The following is a 21226-nucleotide window of genomic DNA, read 5'->3' on the forward strand; positions in this document are numbered from 1 at the left end:
GGCATGACGCGGGATTCTAACGGATTGCTTACCTGGCGCGCGCCGCAGCGGGGTGCTCACACGAGCGCATGCTGCACCGTATCGATTGCCTCCTCGCGAAAGCGCAGCGGCGCCGCGCAGTGCACGAGCGTATCGACGAAGTACTTCGCACGCGGCCAAGGACCGAAGCCCGCCGCCGTGTTGATATGCCCCGCATCGCCGAGATTGACGAACGCGCTGCCGAAACGCTGCGCGAGATTGCGCGCGTCGGCAAGCGTCATCCACGGATCGGTTTCGCTGCCGATCAGGATCGACGGCACGCCCAGACGTCGCGCGTCGAACGGTCCCGCGAATTCGAACTTGCGCGGACTCGCGGGCGCGACGAACAGCACGCCGACCACGTCGCTGGCGAGTGCGCCCTGCTGCAACGCATGCACAGTCGCAAGGCAGCCGAAGCTGTGCGCGGCCAGCACGAACGGACCGCGTTCGCGCGCGAGCAGATCGCGCAACGACTTTGCCCATAGCGCGAGATCGGGCGCGTCCCAGTTGGCCTGCTCGACGCGCAACGAGCGCGCGAACTGCCGCTCCAGCCAGGTTTGCCAATGCGCGCCTTCGCTGCCGTGCAGGCCGGGAACGGTGACGAGCCGTGGCGGCCAGCTCGATCGGGTGCATGAAAGCATGTGCGTGCCTCGTTGCGCAGGGAATCCGGGCAAGCATTGTCCCGCTCGGTCGCGCATCGATGAACCAAGATTTTGTGCTTTGGTTATGGGGCAAACGAAGAAATGCGCCGGTACGCGCGGGCTCGACGCCCGCGACTACACGCATCCCGAAGCGCACGCCCGTGCGCAGACGCGCGCGATTTGTGTCGAAAAAGTAGAATGAAGCCTATTTCATAACGGGAGGAGACCCGATGCCGCTCGCGTCGTCCCATCGCCGAGGCGCGCTGACAGTCCGCCCCGCTGATGCGCAGATCGACGCCGCCGCAACCGGTACCGCATGAAAATACTCTTCTACGCACCGCACACCGAAGCCGCCGCCTGGCTGCACGACTTCGCGCGCGCTTTGCCCGCGGCCGAGCTGCGCGAATGGCAGCCCGGCGACAACGCGCCAGCCGATTTCGCGGTAGTCTGGCGTCCGCCGCGCGAGATGCTGGCCGGCCGCACGACGCTGCGCGCGATCTTCAATCTCGGCGCGGGCGTCGATGCGATTCTCGCGCTCGAACGCGCGCACCCCGGCACGTTGCCGCCCGAGGTGCCGCTGATTCGCCTCGAAGATACCGGCATGGGCGCGCAGATGGCCGAGTATGTGACGCATGCGGTGCTGCGCTATCTGCGCCGCTTCGACGAATACCAGATGCTGCAGGGCGAGCGCCGCTGGAAAGCGCTCGAGCCGCATCCGCGCGCAACGTTCACGGTGGGCGTGCTCGGTCTCGGCGTGCTCGGCACGCAGGTCGTGCAATCGCTCGCTTCGTTCGGCCTGCCGGTGCGCGGCTATAGCCGCAGCGCGAAGCAGATCGACGGAATCGCGACGTTCGCCGGCGACGTGCAGTTCGATAGCTTCCTTGACGGCGCGAAGGTACTCGTCAATCTGCTGCCGCATACACCCGACACGGAAAGCGTGCTGAATGCGCGAGTCTTCGCGAAGCTCGCGCGCGGCGCATATCTGATCAACGTCGCGCGCGGCGCGCATCTGGTCGAAACGGATCTGCTCGCCGCGCTCGCGAGCGGCCAGCTCGCCGCCGCGACGCTCGACGTGTTCCGCGAGGAACCGCTGCCCGCCGATCATCCGTTCTGGCGCGAGCCGCGCATCACGATCACGCCGCATACGTCGGCGCTGACATTGCGCGAGGACAGCGTCGCGCAGGTCGCGGACAAGATCGGCGCGATGATGCGCGGTGAGCAGGTGAGCGGAATAGTGCAGGTGAAGCGCGGCTACTAGGTGAATTCCCACGCCCGCGCGCGTCGCAGGCGCGCGGGCTGAACTGAATTACAGCAATGCGGCAGCACCCATCGTGGATGGGACTGCGGTAAAACCGCATCGGATCGGAGACACATCATGGCCTTACCGCAACAAGTGAAAATCGTCGAAGTGGGCCCGCGCGACGGGCTGCAGAACGAGAAGGAATTCGTGCCGACCGCGACCAAGATCGAACTGATCAACCGGCTGTCGGCGGCGGGTTTTCGCAACGTCGAAGCGGCGTCCTTCGTGTCGCCGAAATGGGTGCCGCAGATGGCCGACGGCGCTGATGTGATGGCTGGCATCGAGCGCCGCGCCGGCACCATCTACTCGGTGCTGACGCCGAACCTGCGCGGCTTCGAAGGCGCGCTCGCCGCGCGCGCCGACGAGATCGTGATCTTCGGCGCGGCGAGCGAGGCGTTCTCGCAGAAGAACATCAACTGCAGCATCGCCGAGAGCATCGAGCGCTTCGCGCCGGTTGCCGCAGCGGCGAAACAACATGGCCTGCGGATTCGCGGCAGCGTGTCGTGCGCGCTCGGCTGTCCGTATCAGGGTGAGGTGCCGGTCGCGTCGGTCGTCGACGTCGTCAAGCGCTTCGCGGCGCTCGGCTGCGACGAGATCGATATCGCCGACACGATCGGCGTCGGCACGCCCAAGCGCACCCGCGAAGTGTTCGAGGCGGTGACCGAAGTGTTTCCGCGCGGGCATCTGTCGGGACACTTCCACGACACCTACGGCCAGGCGCTTGCGAACATTTACGCTGCGCTGCTCGAAGGCATCGAGATTTTTCATGCATCGGTCGCGGGGCTCGGCGGTTGCCCGTACGCGAAGGGCGCGACCGGCAACGTCGCGACCGAAGACGTGTTGTACCTGATGAACGGCCTCGGCATCCAGACCGGCGTCGACCTCGCCCAGGTGGTCGAGATTGGCGACTTCATTTCGAACGCGATCGGCCGGGCCAACGTGTCGCGCGCCGGCAAAGCACTGCTCGCGAAGGCGCGCAGCGAAGCGAATACCTGCGTATAAACGCTCCATCCATTTTTGAATCAGGATTTCCAACGATGAACGACCTCGCGTCTTTCGACTCCGACGATCTCGCCGCGCTGCCCGACTCGGCACGCCGCGTCGCGCTGCTGCTGCGCGAACGCGGTCACGCGGGGCGAATCGTGATGCTGCCGGAAACCGGCAAGACTTCCGCCGAAGCGGCCGCTGGACTTGGCTGCGCGGTCGCGCAGATCGCGAAGTCGATTCTGTTCCGGCGCCGCGAAGACGACGCCCCGGTGCTCGTGATCGCGAGCGGCGCGAATCGCGTCGACGAAAAGAAGGTGGCCGCGCAGGTCGGCGAGATCGGCCGCGCGGACGCGAAGTTCGTGCGTGAAAAAACCGGCTATGCGATCGGTGGCGTGTGCCCGGTCGGCCATGCGACCGAGCCGGTCACGCTGATCGATGCCGATCTGCTCGAGCTGGAGAGCCTGTGGGCTGCCGCTGGTCATCCGCACGCAGTGTTCAATCTGACCGCGCAGGAGCTGATCGCGCTGACGGGCGCGCCGGTCGTCGATGTCGCGTTGCGCGAGACGGCCTGAACACGATGGCGAGCAGTAAGCCTTACGAACAAAAAGCCGGCGACGTCTGCGTGCCGTCGCCGTGCATCAACGTGTGCAGGATGGATGCGTCGACCGGCTGGTGCGAAGGATGCCTGCGCACCATCGACGAAATCGCCGGCTGGTCGAGGTTCGACGACGACGATAAGCGCGCGGTATGGGACGCGATCGAAGCGCGCCACGCGGAGTTCATTGCTGGCCGCACGGCATCGACGGCGAAGGAGAAGCAATGAAAGCCGCGCCGCGCGTCGTCACGCTCGGTGAGACGTTCAGTTCGACGCTCGCGTTGTCGGTGGAGTCGATCAAATCGTTCGCAACGCTCGTCGTCGATCTGAACCCGCTGCATCACGATGAAGCGTATGCCGCGCAAAGCCGCTTCGGCGGGCTGATCGCGTCGGGCACGCAACCGACCGCGTATTTCATGGCGCTGCTCGCCACGCATTTTTCCACTTACGCGCAACCGCTCGGCCTCGAATTCGATATCAAGCTGAAGAAGGCGGTGCAGGCGCACGACACGCTGACGATCACATGGCGTGTGCGCGACGCTCACTGGAAGCCGAGCCTGAGCGGCGACCTGACCTACCTCGAAGGCACCGTGGTCAATCAGCGCGGCGAACTGCTGCTGACGGGCGCCTCGACGATCCTCGTGATGCCGAAGCCCGACGCGCTCGAGCACGCGCAATCGAAAACGGCCGCACCATGATCGCGCTGCCCGCATCGATCCAGGTGTTCGAGCGCGGCTGGCTGTCGTCGAACAATGTGCTGCTCGTCGATGAAGCCTGCGCGGCGCTCGTCGATACCGGCTATGCGACGCACGCTTCGCAGACGGTCGCGCTGGTGCGCAATGCGTTGCACACGCGGCCGCTCGATCTGATCGTCAACACGCATCTGCATTCGGATCACTGCGGCGGCAACACGCTGTTGCAGGCCACGTGGCCGTGTCGCACGCTGATCCCGTCATCCGAAGCCGATGCCGTACGCGACTGGGACGAAACACGCCTCAGCTTTCGCGCGACCGGTCAAACCTGCGAGCGCTTCGGCTTTACCGGCACGCTCGCACCCGGCGCACGCTTGCGGCTCGGCGCGCTCGACTGGCAGGTGCTCGGCGCGCCGGGCCACGATCCGCATTCGCTGATGCTTTATTGCGCGCACGAACGCTTGCTGATCAGTGCCGACGCGCTATGGGAAAACGGCTTCGGCGTGATCTTTCCCGAACTCGAAGGCGAAAGCGGCTTTGCCGAGCAGCAGGCCGTGCTCGACATGATCGCGACACTCGACGTGCGCGTGGTCATCCCGGGCCACGGCGCGCCGTTCACGCATGTCGAACCGGCGCTCGACCGCGCGATGTCGCGCGTCGCCTGGTTGCGTGCCGATCCCGCGCGCAACGCGAGGAACGCGCTGAAGGTGCTGATCGTATTCAAGCTGCTCGAAGTTCGCGAGATGAGCGTGGACACGCTTTTGCGCATGCTCGACGACGCGTCCGTGATGCGCGCCGCCGCGTCGATGCTGAAGCCACGCGGCGAATGGCCAGCGTTGCTAACGGGAATGATCGGGGAGCTCGCGGCAAATGGTGGACCGCTCGAAGTGGACGGCACGCGCATTCTCGCGCGGCGTTGAACGTGGGACTGGCCCGTTCAGCGGGTGCGGTCGAAAAGGGCCCCGGAACCAAAACCGTACCTACAAAAAGAAAGCCGCTCGACAAGGCGAGCGGCGGAACATCTGTGTGGACGTGATCAGCGTCGCCACCAATGATACGCGTGCGAATATTCGCAACGCATCGGTGATTTCCCTACAGAAAATTGACACCGCGTTTTACAAATGCATACATATTCTGTCATCACGCCGCGTTAGGCGTTCGAATGCGCGCGCTTTATTCCGGAATCCCTGGCAATATCCATATCACGTGGACGACAGGCGCTTTTTCTGCGGCACGATCCGCCAGCCGAGATTCACGCCCGCCGCTGCCAGCAGAATCAGCGTGGCGCCGAGCACCTGAATCCATGCGAGCGTCTGTCCGAACGCGATCCGGTCGACGATGATCGCGACCACCGGATAGATGAACGACAACGCGCCCGTCATCGACGTCGGCAGCTTCTGAATCGCGCCGTACAGCAGCACGTACATGAGACCAGTATGGACGACGCCGAGCACGACCAGTTCGAGCCACTGCACACCGCTTGCCGGCAATGCGTCGAAACGCACGAACGGTGCTAGCAACAGCACGCCGAGCGACACCTGGATCAGCGCGAGCAGATGCGGCGGCGTGCCCTTCAGCCGCTTCGTGATGATCGACGACACCGCGTACATCGCCGCCGCGCCGACCGCATAGGCGACGCCGACCAGATATTGCCCCGGCACCGCGAGCACGGCCGGCTCGACCTTCACGACGAACACGAGCCCGACGAACGCGACCACGAGCCACGCGATCGTCGACGCGCTGATACGCTCGCGAAACACCAGCGCACCGAGCCCGACCAGCATGAACGGCTGCGTGTTGTAGACGGCCGTCGCCATTGAAATCGACGCGCGTGAATACGCGGCGAACAGCAGCACCCAGTTCACGACGATCGCCGCGCCGCCGAGTAACGCGAGGCCGAGCATCTTCCACGAAAACAGCTCCCGGCGAAACAGGCCGAGCACGGCGCACACGAGCGCGAGCGTCGCGCCGCCGAAGATGCAGCGGAAAAACACCACGTTAAAGGGGCTTTGCTGCGACGACACGACGAGCCAGCCGATCGTGCCCGACATCAGCATCGCAATGCTCATCTCGGCCGCGCCGCGGCGGATGTCGCTGGACGAACTGCTCGAGCTCGTCGGTGAAGCCTTGTTTGAAGCCATGATTCGATCCCGGATTGATGACTGCATAACTGGCAGTGTAATTAATCCACCTGCGCGAATACATGGCTAAACTTAAGCGTTACCGCTTTTTCACCTCATAAACGAAGGCCATTATGAGCAAACGCCTTGCATCGATCGCACCGGTCGCACTCGACGACACCGACCGCGCACTGCTCGCCGCGCTCGCGCAGGACGCGCGCCAGCCGGTCAGCGAACTCGCGCGCGTCGTCGGCTTATCGGCGCCCAGCACGGCCGAGCGCGTGCGGCGGCTCGAAGCGCAGGGCGTGATCGAGCGCTTCACCGTGCAGATCGATCCGCGCGCGCTCGGCTTCACGCTGCAGGCAATCGTGCGCGTGAAGCCGCTGCCCGGCCAGTTACATCTGGTCGAAGAAGTGATCCGGCGCATTCCGGAGTTCGTCGAATGCGACAAGGTAACCGGCGACGACTGTTTCATCTGCCGACTGTACCTGCATTCGATCGAGCAGCTCGACGAGATCTTGTCGAAAGTGACCGAGCGCGCGGAAACCAGCACCGCGATCGTCAAGTCGACGCCGGTCGCGCGGCGGCTGCCGCCGCTCGGCTGACAAAAGTCGCACTAAGGCCGCGCGAAGCGGCCCGGCGCTTATTTTTCGACCGCCTCGAAAAACGACAGCATCTCGGCGACCAGTTCGTCCGGCGCTTCCTCGGGCAGATAGTGCCCGCACGATAGCGCGCGGCCGCTCACGTCGCGCGCGACATGCCGCCATTCGTCGAGCGCATCGAAGCATTTTTCGACCACGCCCTTGTCGCCCCACAGCACGCGCAGCGGACAGCCGATCTTGTTGCCGCGCTCGATATCCGCGCGATCATGTTCGAGGTCGATGCTCGCCGACGCGCGATAGTCCTCGCACATCGCGTGCACCGCGCCCGGTTGCGCGAGCGCTGCCCGATAGGCGTCGAGCGCGGCGGGGTCGAACGGCGCGAGGCCCGCGTGACGTCCGCCCATCACCGCGTCGACATAGGCGGCCGGATTCGCGCCGATCAACGTTTCGGGCAGCGGCTCGGGCTGGATCAGGAAGAACCAGTGGAAGTAGTGCGTCGCGAACGTGCGGTCGGTGGCTTCGTACATCGCGAGCGTCGGCGCGATATCGAGCAGCATCAGACGCTCGACCGCATCGGCGTGATCGAGCGTCATCCGGTGCGCGACGCGCGCGCCGCGATCGTGCGCGCAGACGAGGAAGCGCTCGAAGCCGAAGTGGCGCATCACCGCGACCTGGTCGGCGGCCATCACGCGTTTCGAATACGGCGTGTGCGTCGCATCGCTCGCCGGTTTGCCTGACGCGCCATAGCCGCGCAGATCGGTTGCGATCACCGTGAAGTGCTGCGCGAGCGGCGCGGCGCAGCGTTCCCAGATCAGATGCGATTGCGGATGGCCGTGCAGCAGCAACAGAGGCGGCCCGGCGCCGCCCTTCACCCCGAAAACATCGACATCGCCCACGGCGACACGAAAAGGCGTGAAATTTTCGAAGGCCATGACGTCTCGTTGATCGTTTGAGGTCCGTGCATTGTAGAAGGCCGACAAGTCCGTGCGAGGTGGGATAAACCACGCAGACGTGGAACCTGAATACTCCTTCGAACCGCTTCGGATGTCCTTAACGCGCGGTGGGCGTCCACTTCGCCTATAATCGAACGATCGTTCTTAAATGTTTGTCGTGACTGAGGCATGCCGGTTTCGTGCGATTGCCACACGCATTCGCCGCCCGACACGCTGCAAGCCGCGTGCCGCCGCTAAACTCATCTATCCGCCGGGCGCGCGCCGCACCGGTTGGCCCAATCTGGAGATTCGCACCATGGCACTGCCCGCCGTTCTGCAAAACCTCGCTCTGCCCGTCGTCGCTTCACCGATGTTCATCGTCAGCTATCCCGAACTCGTGTTGGCACAGTGCAAGGCCGGTATCGTCGGCTCGTTCCCAGCCCTCAACGCGCGTCCGGCCGAGCTGCTCGACGAGTGGCTCACGCAGATCCAGGCGCAACTCGCCGAGCACAAGGCCGCGAACCCGGATGCGGTGATCGGCCCGATCGCGGTCAATCAGATCGTTCATCAGTCGAATGCGCGGCTCGAACACGACGTGCGCGTGTGCGTCGAGCACAAGGTGCCGATCTTCATCACCAGCCTGCGGGCGCCGGCACGCGAGATCGTCGATGCGGTGCATAGCTATGGCGGCATCGTGCTGCACGACGTGATCAATCTGCGTCATGCGCAGAAGGCGCTGGAAGCTGGCGTCGACGGGTTGATTCTGGTCGCGTCGGGCGCGGGTGGCCACGCGGGCACCACCTCGCCGTTTGCGCTGGTCGGCGAGGTGCGGCGCATTTTCGACGGCCCGATCGTGCTGTCGGGCTCGATCGCGAACGGCGGCTCGATTCTCGCCGCGCAGGCGATGGGCGCGGACCTCGCGTACATGGGCACGCGCTTCATCGCGACCAAAGAAGCGCATGCCGTTGACAGTTACAAGCAGGCGATCATCAACGCGAAGGCGTCGGACATCATCTACACGAACCTGTTCACCGGCGTGCATGGCAACTACATCCGCGAGAGCATCCAGAACGCGGGGCTCGACCCGGACGCGCTGCCCGAATCGGACAAGACCAAGATGAACTTCGGCAGCGAAAAGGCGAAGGCGTGGAAGGACATCTGGGGCGCGGGCCAGGGCGTCGGCCTGATGGACGACGTACCCGATGTCGCCGAACTCGTGCAGCGTCTGAAGAAGGAATACGACGACGCGAAGGCGCGGCTCGGCATCGCGCGCTGAAGGTGTTGAACGGGGGCGAGCCGGACCGCCCCTCGCGGCCTACATATTCCGACGATACTGCCCGCCCACCTCGAACAGTGCGTGGGTGATCTGCCCAAGCGAACACACGCGCACCACGTCCATCAACACCGCGAACACGTTGCCGTCGTCGATCACCGTGCGCTTCAGGCGTTCGAGCGCCTCCGGCGCGGCGTCGCGGTGGCGCGTCTGGAAATCGCGCAACCGCCGCAGCTGACTCTGCTTTTCCGCGTCGGTGGAACGCGCCAGCACCAGCGGACGCGGCGCTTCATGCGGATGCGCGCTCAGGAACGTGTTCACGCCGACGATCGGATACGAGCCGTCATGTTTGCGATGCTCGTACAGCATCGACTCGTCCTGAATCCGTCCACGCTGATAACCGGTTTCCATCGCGCCGAGCACGCCGCCGCGCTCCGTGAGCCGCTCGAACTCGGCGAGCACCGCTTCCTCGACCAGATCGGTCAGCTCGTCGATCACGAAGCTGCCCTGATTCGGATTCTGGTTCTTCGCCAACCCCCATTCGCGATTGATGATCAGCTGGATCGCGACCGCGCGGCGCACCGATTCCTCGGTCGGCGTCGTGATCGCTTCGTCGAACGCATTGGTGTGCAGCGAGTTGCAGTTGTCGTAGATCGCGATCAGCGCCTGCAGCGTCGTGCGGATGTCGTTGAAATCGATCTCCTGCGCGTGCAGGCTGCGGCCCGACGTCTGCACGTGATACTTCAGCTTCTGGCTGCGCTCGTTGGCGCCATACCGCTCGCGCATCGCGATCGCCCAGATGCGTCGCGCGACGCGGCCGAGCACCGTGTACTCCGGGTCCATGCCGTTCGAGAAGAAGAACGACAGATTCGGCGCGAAGTCATCGATCGACATGCCGCGCGCGAGATACGCCTCGACGTACGTGAATCCGTTCGCGAGCGTGTAGGCGAGCTGCGAGATCGGGTTCGCGCCGGCCTCGGCGATGTGATAGCCGGAGATCGACACCGAGTAGAAATTGCGCACGCCGTGTTCGACGAAATACGCCTGGATGTCGCCCATTACCTTCAGGCTGAATTCGGTCGAGAAGATGCAGGTGTTCTGGCCCTGGTCTTCCTTCAGGATGTCGGCTTGCACGGTGCCACGCACGTTTTCGAGCGCCGCACGGCGCGTAGCGGCGAGTTCGGCTTCGGTCAACGGGCGGCCTTGCTGTTGCTCTTTCAAAGCAATCTGCTGGTCGATCGCGACGTTGAAGAACATCGCGAGGATCGTCGGCGCGGGGCCGTTGATCGTCATCGACACCGATGTGTCCGGCGAGCACAGGTCGAAGCCGTCGTAGAGCGTCTTCATGTCGTCGAGGGTCGCGACCGACACGCCCGAATTGCCGACCTTGCCGTAGATGTCCGGGCGCTCGTGCGGCTCCTCGCCGTACAGCGTTACCGAGTCGAATGCGGTGGATAACCGCTTGGCCGGCATGCCTTCCGACAGCAGCTTGAAGCGGCGATTGGTGCGCTGCGGATCGCCCTCGCCCGCGAACATGCGCGTCGGGTCCTCGTTCTCGCGGCGAAACGGAAACACGCCAGCGGTGAACGGGAAATAGCCGGGCAGATTGTCGAGCATCAGCCAGCGCAGGATCTCGCCGTGATCGACGAATTTCGGCAGCGACACTTTGCGGATTTCGGAGCCGGACAGCGTCGTCACGGTCAGCGCGGTGCGGATTTCGCGTTCGCGGATGCGCACCACGTGTTCGTCGCCGGTATAGGCGGCCATCGTTTGCGGCCACGCATCGAGCAGCTTGCGTTCGCGCTCGCCGAGCGCGGTGTTGCGTTGCTCGATCAGCGCGTCGAGCGATGAGGCGTCGTGGCCCGCTTCGCCGAGCATGCGGCGCGTCTCGACGAGCTGCCAACGCTCGCGCGCGATCTGCGCCTGCGCCTCGGCCCGCTCGCGATAGCCGCGCACCGTCTGCGCGATATCGGCCAGATAGCGCACGCGCGCGGGTGGCACGATCGCGTGCAGGTTGCTCGAAAAGCGCAGGCCTTCGGGAGCGCTCAGGCGCGCGCCGCCGTCGCGCAGGCCGTGGCTGCGCAGCGCAGCGGCGATGCGCAGGTACAGCGCGGTCACGCCGTCGTCATTGAAGCGCGACGCGATCGTGCCGAACACCGGCATCGCATCGGGCGAGGTCGCGAAGTCCGCGCGGTTGCGCTGCACCTGCTTGGCGACATCGCGCAGCGCATCCTGCGCGCCCTTGCGATCGAACTTGTTGATCGCGACGAAGCTCGCGAAGTCGAGCATGTCGATCTTCTCGAGCTGGCTCGCGGCGCCGAACTCCGGCGTCATCACGTACAGCGATTCGTCGACGAACGGCACGATCGCCGCATCGCCCTGACCGATCCCCGAGGTCTCGACGACGATCAGATCGAAACCCGCGACCTTGCACAGCATCAGCGCGGCGGGCAGAGAGTCGGAGAGTTCGGTCGATGCCTCGCGCGTCGCCATCGAGCGCATATACACACGGGCGTCGCCCCTTGCGCCGCCGCCCCAGTCGCCGATCGCGTTCATGCGGATGCGGTCGCCAAGCAGCGCGCCGCCGGATTTGCGGCGCGACGGATCGATCGCGAGCACGGCGATGTTCAGTGTGTCGTCGTAGTCGAGCCGGAAGCGGCGGATCAGCTCGTCGGTCAGCGACGACTTGCCCGCGCCGCCGGTCCCGGTGATGCCGAGCACGGGAACCCGCGTGGTCTGCGCGAGCGTCGATAGCTGATCGCGTGCGGCGGCGTCGACGGTGTTCGTTTCGAACGCGCTGATCAGTTGCGCGAGGCGGCGGAAGATCGGCGCGGCGGGATCGTTAGGGTACGAGCCGGGGGCAGTGCGGCCGTGTGGAGCATCCGCCTCGACGCAAAGCGGCAATGGACGCGCGGCCAGCTCGGCGAGCCATTCGCGCACCGGCGTCGGCCGCGCCGCCTCGGCCGCGCGCGCGCCTTCGACGCAGCGCGCGATCATGTCGTCGATCATGCCTTGCAGGCCGAGCCGCTGACCGTCGTGCGGCGAGTAGATTTTTTCGACGCCGTCGCGTTCCAGCGCGGCGATCTCCTCGGGGACGATCACGCCTCCTCCGCCGCCGAACACCTTGATGCGCTCGCCGCCGCGCGCACGCAGCAACTCGACGAGATAGCGGAAATATTCGTTGTGGCCACCCTGGTAGCTCGACACGGCGACGCCGTCGGCGTCCTCGTTGAGCGCGGCGGTCGCGACTTCGGCGACGGAGCGGTTGTGGCCTAGGTGAATCACCTCCACGCCGCTCGCCTGCAGGATGCGCCGCATGATGTTGATCGACGCGTCGTGGCCGTCGAACAGTGCGGCGGCGGTGACGAAGCGCAGGCGCCGGCCCGCGGGCAGCTCGTGGCTGCCGGCACGCTGCGGCGTGGACAGATCGGTCATGTCTCCCCCAATTCATTTAACTGATGGGTGTTGACAATCAGTATATAGAAACGGGGTAAGACGGCGCCGGGGCGGCGGGCGGCCGGTTGGCGGCGTTTGTTAGGTGCTTCGTGAAACGCTACCGCACAGCCAACGCCTTGATCTCATCAAGCGACGGCCACAGCGATTCGTTCGCAAACCGCGCCGCCAGAAAATCGACGAACGAGCGCACCTTGGCCGACAGATGCCGCCGGCTCGTGTAGACGACGTGGATCGGCAGCTCGCGCGGCGGCACTTCGTCGACGAGCAGCGGCACGAGCCGCCCTTCGGCGAGATCGCTGCCGATCACCTCGGTGCCCAGCATCGCGATGCCCGCGCCGTGCAGCACGACCACGCGCTGCGCCTCGAGCTGATTGACGATCAGGTTGCCCGACAGGCGCACGCGCGAGCTCGCGTCGCCGGTCGCGACTTCGAGTGCCGACACGCCCGCGTACTGCAGATAGTTGTGGCGCGCGAGATCGGCGACGCGCTTCGGCGTGCCATGCTTGCGCAGATAGGCGGGCGACGCGCACAGCACCAGATGCGCAGTCGCGATCTGCCGCGCGATCAGCGACGACGACTTGAGCCCGCCGGGCGACGCGCGAATCGCGACGTCGAAACCCTCGTCGATCAGCTCGACGACGCGGTCGGACAGCGTCATATCGACGGTGACCTGCGGATACTGCTCTGCATAGTCCGCGACCGCGGCCATCACGTGATTCAGGCCGAACGCCGACAGCGACGACACCCGCAGCCGCCCGTGCGGCACGACGCTCGCCGCGCCGACCGCCTGGCCTGCCTCGTCGAGCTCGGTGAGCGCCTGGCTGAGCCGCTCGTAGTACTCGCGGCCCGCCTCGGTCGGCGCGACGCGGCGCGTAGTGCGGTTCAGCAGCCGCGCGCCGAGCTGCTGCTCCAGATGCATCACGTGCTTGCTCGCCATCGCGGCGGACATCTCCATCTTGTCCGCCGCACCGACGAAGCTCCCTGCTTCGACCACGTGGCGAAATACTTTCATGCTGACGAGGGTGTCCATCTCAGTCGCTCGCTTCAGGAATCAATCCACGCCATTTTGCCGGGTTTATCAAAGGAACGGCAGCAAACACCCGTATTCGACTGCGCTGAAAACGACAAAGCCCGCGTTCCGGGCGGAACGCGGGCTTTGCGGTGAAACCGTAGGCCGAAATCAGAACTTCGCGCGCAACCCCGCGCCGTACGTGTTGCCGCTCGACTGACCGGTGATGTGGTCATACATGTACGCGGCATAGACGTCGGTGCGCTTGGACAGCGGATAGTCGTAGCCGACCGCCGCCGTCTGGCGCGTCTGGTTCGAACCGCCGCCGTTACGCGAATACGCGTACGACGCCATCACCGAGCCCGGCCCGAACGGCACCGTGACACCGCCCTGTCCGGTGTTCACGTGCCAGCTCGTCACCTGCTGGTTGTTGTACGTGTACATGTACTGGCCGTACAGCTTGACGAACTTCAGGTCGTACGACACGCCCGCCTGCGCGACGCTCTGGCTGCGCAGACCCGGCACGCCCGAGGTTTCGAAGCTGCCGAGGTCGCCCGGCACGTTATTGAAGTTCACGTACTGGTACACCGCGGTCGCCGCGAACGGGCCGTGGAAGTACAGCACCTGGCCGCTCCACTTCTTCGCGCCGTTCTGGGTCGTGTTGCCGAGCGCATACATCGCCGTCGCCGACAGGCCGTTGAAGTTCGGCGTCGCATACGACACCGCGTTGTTCCAGCCCGAGTCGCCGGTCACGCCCTGATCGGTCGTGTAGGTCGGGAAGGTGCCGAGGCCGAGGTACACGTGGGTAACCATCGGCGAGAACACGTACGAATCGATGAACGGGTTGAACAGGATCGTCGACACGAACAGCGGCGTCGTCAGACGGCCGGCCGTCACCGTGCCGTACGGCGACTCGATGCCGACGTACGCGTTGCGCGAGAACGTCGTGTCGCCGGTGAAGCGGCCGAACTCGCCAGTCTGCGCGCGGAAGAAGCCTTCGATCGTGAAGATCGCCTTGTAGCCGTTGCCCAGATCCTCGGTCCCCTTGAAGCCCCAGTAGGACGTCGACATGCCACCGCCCGACACGACTACCGCGGTCTTGCCACCCGGAAACTTCTGCGCACCGACCCATTCGTCGACCTGGCCGTAGAGCTGCACGCTCGATTGCGCGAATGCCGACGATGCGCTCGCCAGCGCGGCGACGCATGCGGTGGCCTTGAGAGTGGTCTTCAGCGCGGTGCTGAGGCTTGTGTTCATTGGTTCTCCAATCTTTGTCAAAAAGGTGTGGCTGTGCGAAAGGGGGCGCTCGCGCGAAACGTTGTTGTTATCCGTTCGATCGTCGAGTCAATCTGGGCGGGTCCATCTTTGCGGACCATTTTTATAAACAAAAATATCGCTGCTTATTGCGGGTATATCGGTCTGATTAGTTTGGTCGGTTATCGGTTTGATATGAGACTTTCAGCTGGACCGCGGCCGGCGCCCCGGATGCAATGCGGCATGCGGCGAACCGCGCGCCAGGGCGGCGGGAACGCCTTAAATGAAGGGCCGATGACGCGACGCGGCAGAATGCCAAGATTTGACGCTGACCGATACTTCGATGCCGAGCGTTTTCAAAAAAGTGTGGCGTCGAAACGTCAGATTCGGAGCTCGGGCGCAGAGGAAGGCGCGCGGAGGATCGCACGAAGGGATCTGGAGGACGGGTTTTGCGACAGGTGATAGGCGGTCGCGTTGCGTGTAAAGCCGGCAGCCTCACCCGTTCAGGTAGCGGCGAACGTGGCCCACTTGACGCGAATCGACCAGGTAAATCGCGCTCAGCTAATTGCGATAGGGTGAACCGCCCGGTTGCCGCGGATCGTCGGACGGGCGTTGCATTGGACGCGCGGCGCCGCGCTCTTCGTTGTAACGGGCGACGTCGGCGCGGATCGAGCCGTTGCGCATCGGCATGTTGGACGGTGGATGTGGTACCGGACGCGATTCCGCACTGACCGGCGTGATCGCGCCGGCATAGCTGGACGGATCGCCGACACGGCGCATACCGGACTTGTAGCTGCCGAAGCCATAACCAAAATTGGCGTCCGCGATGTTCGGATTGCCGCGCTGTGCGCGTGCGTCACGCCAAGCCGTCGCATTGCGCGAGCCGCGCGGAGCAGGCGCGCCACCCGCGACGGCGTAATGACCGTCGCCGCGGATCTCCATGCGCGGCGCGTGCCCGCCAAGGTGGTGCGAATAAGCGCCGCCCACGGCGCCACCGCCGCCATGTGGCACACCTTGCCCCTTCGCATAGGCGAACGAGCACAGCACGGCGATGACCGCGCCCCACGCCCAGTGCCTCGTTCTCGACAACCCGTCCACCTTGTGACTCTCACGCCCGAAGACTTGCCTGAAATCCACCGTTCGAGCTGCGATGGACCTGTTGCGGGAGGAGAAAAGCGCCGCGTGTCTGCCGCGGCGCAGGCATCCCTGCGGCCTTTGACTGAGTAATTTATGGGCGTGGACAGAGGGTGTCGAGCCAAAAAGTGTTAGGTCTCGTCGGTGGATGTAACACCCTGTTACTGCGGCGTTTTTCTGCGCTGGAGGCTTTGTGCGGGTGCGTCTTTGCGGCTTGCCAGGGGCGTTTCCCCTAGCCCACGCAAGCGGCGTTAGTTGAAATAAACGCCGCTTGCAACGTCAAGGGTTAAACGGTTTGTGGCGCATGAGCACGTCGCCAATACTGAAATCGAGTGCGCCGCACGGGTCAATGCGAAAACTTCATCAATCGATTCGGCAAATGAATTTGCGTTTTCAATCGACTTTCGACAACAATAGCCGTTTCCCATTGGCACGCACCGCGCCCTGACAGGCCCGTCCCGTGCTCACACCGCGTCATTGAACTGAGATTGCGACATGGCCCGTCCGAAATTCCTTCCCGATAACTTCACCCTGTGCCTCGTCGGCACCGTGATCCTCGCCAGCCTGCTGCCCGTTCATGGGCAGGCCGCGGTGGGGTTCAACTGGGTGACGAACATCGCGGTCGGCCTGCTGTTCTTCCTGCACGGCGCGAAGCTGTCACGCGAGGCGATCATTGCGGGCGCGACGCACTGGCGCCTTCACCTGGTGGTGCTGCTGAGCACGTTCGCGCTGTTTCCGCTGCTCGGCCTCGCGCTTAAACCGGTCCTTTCGCCGCTGGTCACGCCGTCGCTCTACGCCGGCGTCCTCTTCCTCTGCACGCTGCCATCGACGGTCCAGTCGTCGATCGCGTTCACGTCCATTGCCAAGGGCAACGTGCCGGCCGCGGTATGCAGCGCGTCCGCCTCGAGTCTGCTCGGCATCTTCGTTACCCCAGCACTCGTCAGCCTCATCGTGACGAATCAGGCTGCGAGCGGCGGCACTTCGCCGTGGCATACGATCGGCAACATCGTGCTGCAACTGCTCGTGCCGTTCGTGGCCGGCCAACTGCTGCGCCCGCTGATCGGCAAGTGGATCGAGAAGAATCGCGGCGTGCTGAAGTTCGTCGACCAGGGCTCGATCCTGCTCGTCGTGTACGGCGCGTTCAGCGAGGCCGTCACCGAAGGCCTGTGGCACACGATTCCGCTCTCTGCGCTCGGCGGCCTCGTCGTGGTGAGCTGCGTGCTGCTCGCGCTCGCACTGGGCGTGACGATCTTCGTGAGCAAGCGGCTCGGCTTCAACCGCGCGGACCAGATCACGATCATCTTCTGCGGCTCGAAGAAGAGCCTCGCCGCCGGCGTGCCGATGGCCAAGGTGATCTTCGCGTCGCACGCGGTCGGCGCCGTGGTGCTGCCGCTGATGCTGTTCCACCAGATCCAGCTGATGGTCTGCGCCGCGCTCGCGCAGCGCTGGGGCGCCCGCGACCTCAGCGGCGAGAGCGAGGCGGCGGCGCGGCGACCCGCCGCCGCCGTCGCGCGCCGTTGAACACACTCGCAATGCGAACCGGACATTCATAAGCGCCCTCCCTGAGCGTCGTTTTGATCGTGTGAAGGAAGCCGCCATCGGGCGGCTTTTTCTTTTGGCTCTTCTTTGGCCGTTGTCGTTATTTCACGCGCAAACGCTCTCGTTGTCGCCTCGGCCGGATGGCATAGGACGATTGTGGATGTGCGTCGAAAACAGCGACTCGCCGATTGTTTAGTCTTTTTTACTAAACAATCTAACTTCAGACTACTCCATTAAATACGGGTATTTACCGGTGTCGCGCGGGCGTTTTTCGGGCGGTTTTAGCAGCGTTTTACTATACAATCGCCCGACCTGAACCCGTGCTGCCTCGCCACGCGCGGCAGCTTCATTCGATGGCCACAACCATCCGCGACGTCGCCCGCGCGGCCAGCGTTTCGATCGGCACCGTGTCGCGCGCGCTCAAAAATCAGCCAGGCCTTTCCGAGGCCACGCGCGAACGCGTCGTCGAAGCGGCACGCCAACTCGGCTACGATTCGGCGCAGCTGCGTCCGCGCATCCGCCGCCTGACGTTCCTGCTGCATCGTCAGCACAACAACTTCGCCGCGAGCCCGTTTTTCTCGCACGTGCTGCACGGCGTCGAAGACGCTTGCCGCGAGCGCGGCATCGTGCCGTCGGTGCTGACCGCCGGGCCGACCGAGGACGTGATTCACCAGATGCGCCTACACGCGCCCGACGCCGTCGCGATCGCCGGCTTCGTCGAGCCCGAAACGCTCGCCACGCTGGTCGCGATGCAACGCCCGCTGGTGCTGATCGATCTATGGTCGCCGGGCCTGCGCTCGGTCAATCTCGACAACGCCGGTGGCGCCACCCTTGCGATGCGCCATCTGTTCGAGCAGCAGCGCAAGCGCGTCGCGTTCATCGGCGGCTCGCTCGCACACTTCAGCATCGCCGAGCGCGCGCTCGGCTACCGGCGCGCGTTCTTCGAAGCTGGGCTGCTGTTCGACCCGTCGCTCGAAGTGAACATCGACGCCGGGCTCGATCCCGACACCGGCGCCGCGCGCGCGATGCAGCGCCTGCTCGATGCGCCGGGCCCGCGCCCCGACGCCGTATTCGCATTCAACGATGCCGCCGCGCTCGCCGCGCTGCGCGTGTGCCTCGCGCGCGGCTTCAGCGTGCCCGACGACATCGCGATCATCGGTTTCGACGACATTCCTGCCGCCGCCCACGCCACCCCGCCGCTATCGACGATCGCAGTCGACAAGGAGGCGCTCGGCCGACGCGGCGTCGAACTGCTGCTCGAAGACTCGCCCGCCGAACTCGAAGTCCGCTTGCCCGTTCAACTCGTTGCCCGTGCCAGTACTTTGGTGAAAACGCCATGACGAAAACCGATCCGCATCACCCTTCCACCGACGTCGCGAAGGCGCCGCCGGTCGCCAGCTTCCGCAAGCGCGAGTTTCTGCTCGCGCACATCGAGGACACGCTGCGCTTCTATGCGCCGAACGTGCTCGATCCGAGCGGCGGCTTCTACCACTTCTTCCGCGACGACGGTTCGATCTACAACCGCACCACGCGCCACCTGGTCAGCAGTTGCCGCTACGTGTTCAACTACGCGATGGCGTACCGGCAATTCGGCGACCCGAAGCACCTCGAATACGCGCGCCACGGCCTGCGCTTTCTGCGCGACGCGCACTGGGACTCGCAGCACGAGGGCTACGACTGGGAAATCGAATGGCGCGACGGCAGAAGGCGCACGCTCGACGCGACGCGCCACTGCTACGGCCTCGCGTTCGTGCTGCTCGCGTACTCGCACGCGGCGATGGCCGGCATCGAACAAGCGAAACCGATGATCGGCGCGACCTTCGAACTGATGGAGCACCGCTTCTGGGACGCCGCCGCCGGCCTCTATGCCGACGACGCATCGGCCGACTGGCGCGTCAGCACGTATCGCGGGCAGAACGCGAACATGCATACCACCGAGGCGCTGCTCGCCGCGCACGAGGCGACCGGTCATCTGGTGTATCTCGATCGCGCCGAGCGCGTCGCGTCGAACATCACGCTGCGCCAGGCGAAGCTGTCGCAAGGGCTCGTGTGGGAGCATTTTCACGCGGACTGGTCGGTCGACTGGCATTACAACGAGGAAGACAGCTCGGACATCTTCCGTCCGTGGGGCTTTCAGCCCGGCCATCAGACCGAATGGGCGAAGCTGCTGCTGATTCTCGAACGCTTCCGTCCGCTGCCGTGGCTGCTGCCGCGCGCGATCGAACTGTTCGACGCCGCGATGACGCACGCATGGGATGAAGACCACGGCGGCCTCTACTACGGCTTTGGCCCCGACGGCACCGTGTGCGATCACGACAAGTATTTCTGGGTGCAGGCCGAAACTTTCGCGGCCGCCGCGCTGCTCGGCAAGCGCACCGGCAACGAGCGCTTCTGGGACTGGTACGACGAGATCTGGCGCTATAGCTGGACGCACTTCGTCGACCACAAGTACGGCGCGTGGTATCGCATCCTGACTTGCGACAACCGCAAGTACAGCGACGAAAAGAGCCCGGCCGGCAAGACCGACTATCACACGATGGGCGCGTGCTACGAAGTGCTCGCCCATGCGCTCGGCGAAGACGCGTCGGCTGGATCGACCGCGCCCGCCGCAGCGGTTTCAGCGGAGAAAGCACAATGAGCGCGACCACCGAACTCCCCGTTTTCGTGTCCGCCGGTGACATCCTCACCGATCTCGTGCGCACCGGCGCATCGCACTGGCTGTCGCGTCCGGGCGGCGCGGGCTGGAACGTCGCGCGCTGCGTCGCGCGGCTCGGCCTGCCGACCGCGTGCGCGGGCTCGCTGGGCGTCGATAACTTTTCCGACGAACTGTGGGACGCGAGCGTCGCCGCCGGGCTCGACATGCGCTTCCTGCAGCGCGTCGAGCACCCGCCGCTGCTCGCGATCGTGCATCAGACGCATCCGCCGGCCTACTTCTTCATGGGCGAGAACAGCGCCGATCTCGCGTTCGATCCAGCCAGGCTACCGGCCGGCTGGATGAACGCAGTGAAGTGGGCGCATTTCGGCGGCATCAGCCTCGCGCGTCAGCCGCTCGGCGATACGCTCGCGGCGCTCGCCGCCGAGTTGCGTTCGCACGGCGTGAAGATCAGCTTCGATCCGAACTATCGCAATCTGATGGAGCACGGCTACGAGCCGACATTGCGCCAGATGGCCGCGCTCGCGGATCTGATCAAGGTTTCGGACGAAGACTTGCGCATGTTCTTCAGGACCAGCGACGAAGCCGCCGCGCTCGCGCAATTGCGCGCGATGAATCCGGCCGCCACCGTGCTCGTCACGCGCGGCCCCGACGCGGCGATGCTGCTCGACGGCGCCGCGGTGATCGAGGCGAAGCCGCCGCGCGTCGAAGTGGTCGATACGGTCGGCGCGGGCGATGCGTCGATCGGCGGTCTGCTGTTCAGCCTGATGAGCGCGCCGCAACGCAGATGGCCCGAGCATCTCGCATTCGCGCTCGCGGCCGGCGCGGCGGCTTGCGGCCACGCCGGCGCGCACGCGCCGACGCTCGACGAGGTGGTCGCGCTGCTGTAAATCGCGGCTCTGTAATTCTGCTGCCTTGGGACGCGCGTAGCGTGACGGATGTCGAGCGCGTCGCGCGGCGGGAAGCCGCCCTGGGCGGGAACCGATCCCGCCACGCCGTGCTACGATGAAAATATCGAAAC

General features: G+C 65.0%; 19 protein-coding genes. 12 read left to right on the plus strand and 7 right to left on the minus strand.

Going from position 1 to position 21226, the window contains the following annotated elements; translation table 11 throughout:
• Nucleotides 1–56: 56 nt before the first annotated feature.
• Nucleotides 57–659 carry an RBBP9/YdeN family alpha/beta hydrolase gene (locus tag AB4Y34_RS31890; protein ID WP_368718294.1) on the minus strand — a complete coding sequence of 201 codons (603 nt, stop codon included), beginning with the start codon at nt 657–659 and terminating at the stop codon, nt 57–59.
• A 316-nt stretch (nt 660–975) separates the two neighbouring features.
• On the opposite strand from AB4Y34_RS31890, the gene AB4Y34_RS31895 reads away from it, so the two are divergent.
• From AB4Y34_RS31895 to AB4Y34_RS31920, 6 genes are all read left to right on the plus strand, one after another.
• A complete protein-coding gene (locus AB4Y34_RS31895) occupies nt 976–1917 on the plus strand; it encodes a 2-hydroxyacid dehydrogenase (RefSeq protein WP_368718295.1) in 942 nt (313 codons plus the stop codon).
• A 117-nt stretch (nt 1918–2034) separates the two neighbouring features.
• Nucleotides 2035–2961 (plus strand): hydroxymethylglutaryl-CoA lyase, encoded by a 927-nt coding sequence (locus AB4Y34_RS31900; protein ID WP_176383798.1) that lies wholly within the window; start codon nt 2035–2037, stop codon nt 2959–2961.
• Between the two features lie 35 nt (nt 2962–2996).
• Nucleotides 2997–3518 (plus strand): YbaK/EbsC family protein, encoded by a 522-nt coding sequence (locus tag AB4Y34_RS31905; RefSeq protein WP_176109725.1) that lies wholly within the window; start codon nt 2997–2999, stop codon nt 3516–3518.
• 5 nt (nt 3519–3523) lie between these two features.
• Complete coding sequence (locus AB4Y34_RS31910; protein ID WP_176383799.1) at nt 3524–3769, plus strand: DUF1289 domain-containing protein; 246 nt, start codon at nt 3524–3526, stop codon at nt 3767–3769.
• The gene (locus AB4Y34_RS31915; RefSeq protein ID WP_176383800.1) at nt 3766–4239 is read left to right on the plus strand and encodes a MaoC family dehydratase; all 474 of its coding nucleotides are present in this window, start codon (nt 3766–3768) and stop codon (nt 4237–4239) included. The genes AB4Y34_RS31910 and AB4Y34_RS31915 overlap by 4 nt, the downstream gene beginning before the upstream one ends.
• Complete coding sequence (locus AB4Y34_RS31920) at nt 4236–5153, plus strand: MBL fold metallo-hydrolase (RefSeq protein WP_368718296.1); 918 nt, start codon at nt 4236–4238, stop codon at nt 5151–5153. Before AB4Y34_RS31915 ends, AB4Y34_RS31920 begins: the two co-directional genes overlap by 4 nt.
• A 282-nt stretch (nt 5154–5435) precedes the next feature.
• On the opposite strand, the gene AB4Y34_RS31925 is transcribed toward AB4Y34_RS31920, so the two are convergent.
• On the minus strand, nt 5436–6374 hold the full coding sequence (locus AB4Y34_RS31925; protein WP_176383802.1) for a DMT family transporter: 939 nt from the start codon (nt 6372–6374) through the stop codon (nt 5436–5438).
• Between the two features lie 113 nt (nt 6375–6487).
• Here AB4Y34_RS31925 and AB4Y34_RS31930 point away from each other — a divergent pair, with 113 nt between their 5' ends.
• Nucleotides 6488–6958 carry an Lrp/AsnC family transcriptional regulator gene (locus tag AB4Y34_RS31930; RefSeq protein WP_129960278.1) on the plus strand — a complete coding sequence of 157 codons (471 nt, stop codon included), beginning with the start codon at nt 6488–6490 and terminating at the stop codon, nt 6956–6958.
• Between the two features lie 38 nt (nt 6959–6996).
• Here the strand turns inward: AB4Y34_RS31930 and AB4Y34_RS31935 are convergent, their stop codons facing one another.
• Nucleotides 6997–7887, minus strand: a complete 891-nt coding sequence (locus tag AB4Y34_RS31935) for an alpha/beta fold hydrolase (RefSeq protein WP_176383803.1) — start codon at nt 7885–7887, stop codon at nt 6997–6999.
• A 316-nt stretch (nt 7888–8203) separates the two neighbouring features.
• On the opposite strand from AB4Y34_RS31935, the gene AB4Y34_RS31940 reads away from it, so the two are divergent.
• On the plus strand, nt 8204–9163 hold the full coding sequence (locus AB4Y34_RS31940) for a nitronate monooxygenase family protein (protein WP_176122287.1): 960 nt from the start codon (nt 8204–8206) through the stop codon (nt 9161–9163).
• 39 nt (nt 9164–9202) lie between these two features.
• Here the strand turns inward: AB4Y34_RS31940 and icmF are convergent, their stop codons facing one another.
• The 4 genes from icmF to AB4Y34_RS31960 form a co-directional block, all read right to left on the minus strand.
• On the minus strand, nt 9203–12595 hold the full coding sequence (gene icmF / locus AB4Y34_RS31945; RefSeq protein ID WP_368718297.1) for a fused isobutyryl-CoA mutase/GTPase IcmF: 3393 nt from the start codon (nt 12593–12595) through the stop codon (nt 9203–9205).
• A gap of 118 nt (nt 12596–12713) precedes the next feature.
• On the minus strand, nt 12714–13646 hold the full coding sequence (locus tag AB4Y34_RS31950) for a LysR family transcriptional regulator (protein ID WP_176383805.1): 933 nt from the start codon (nt 13644–13646) through the stop codon (nt 12714–12716).
• A gap of 150 nt (nt 13647–13796) precedes the next feature.
• Entirely contained in the window at nt 13797–14882 is a 1086-nt protein-coding gene (locus tag AB4Y34_RS31955; protein ID WP_368718298.1) for a porin, read from the minus strand.
• A 558-nt stretch (nt 14883–15440) separates the two neighbouring features.
• Nucleotides 15441–15977: a hypothetical protein gene (locus AB4Y34_RS31960; protein WP_368367393.1), complete on the minus strand. Its 537-nt coding sequence runs from the start codon at nt 15975–15977 to the stop codon at nt 15441–15443.
• 531 nt (nt 15978–16508) lie between these two features.
• Here AB4Y34_RS31960 and AB4Y34_RS31965 point away from each other — a divergent pair.
• From AB4Y34_RS31965 to AB4Y34_RS31980, 4 genes are all read left to right on the plus strand, one after another.
• A complete protein-coding gene (locus AB4Y34_RS31965; RefSeq protein ID WP_368718299.1) occupies nt 16509–17534 on the plus strand; it encodes a bile acid:sodium symporter family protein in 1026 nt (341 codons plus the stop codon).
• 371 nt (nt 17535–17905) lie between these two features.
• The gene (locus tag AB4Y34_RS31970) at nt 17906–18892 is read left to right on the plus strand and encodes a LacI family DNA-binding transcriptional regulator (RefSeq protein ID WP_368718300.1); all 987 of its coding nucleotides are present in this window, start codon (nt 17906–17908) and stop codon (nt 18890–18892) included.
• Entirely contained in the window at nt 18889–20190 is a 1302-nt protein-coding gene (locus AB4Y34_RS31975) for an AGE family epimerase/isomerase (protein ID WP_368718301.1), read from the plus strand. The genes AB4Y34_RS31970 and AB4Y34_RS31975 overlap by 4 nt, the downstream gene beginning before the upstream one ends.
• Nucleotides 20187–21095: a carbohydrate kinase gene (locus AB4Y34_RS31980; RefSeq protein ID WP_176383811.1), complete on the plus strand. Its 909-nt coding sequence runs from the start codon at nt 20187–20189 to the stop codon at nt 21093–21095. The genes AB4Y34_RS31975 and AB4Y34_RS31980 overlap by 4 nt, the downstream gene beginning before the upstream one ends.
• Nucleotides 21096–21226: the final 131 nt, after the last annotated feature.

It is taken from the genome of Paraburkholderia sp. BR10954, assembly GCF_040965775.1.
Lineage (GTDB): Bacteria > Pseudomonadota > Gammaproteobacteria > Burkholderiales > Burkholderiaceae > Paraburkholderia > Paraburkholderia youngii.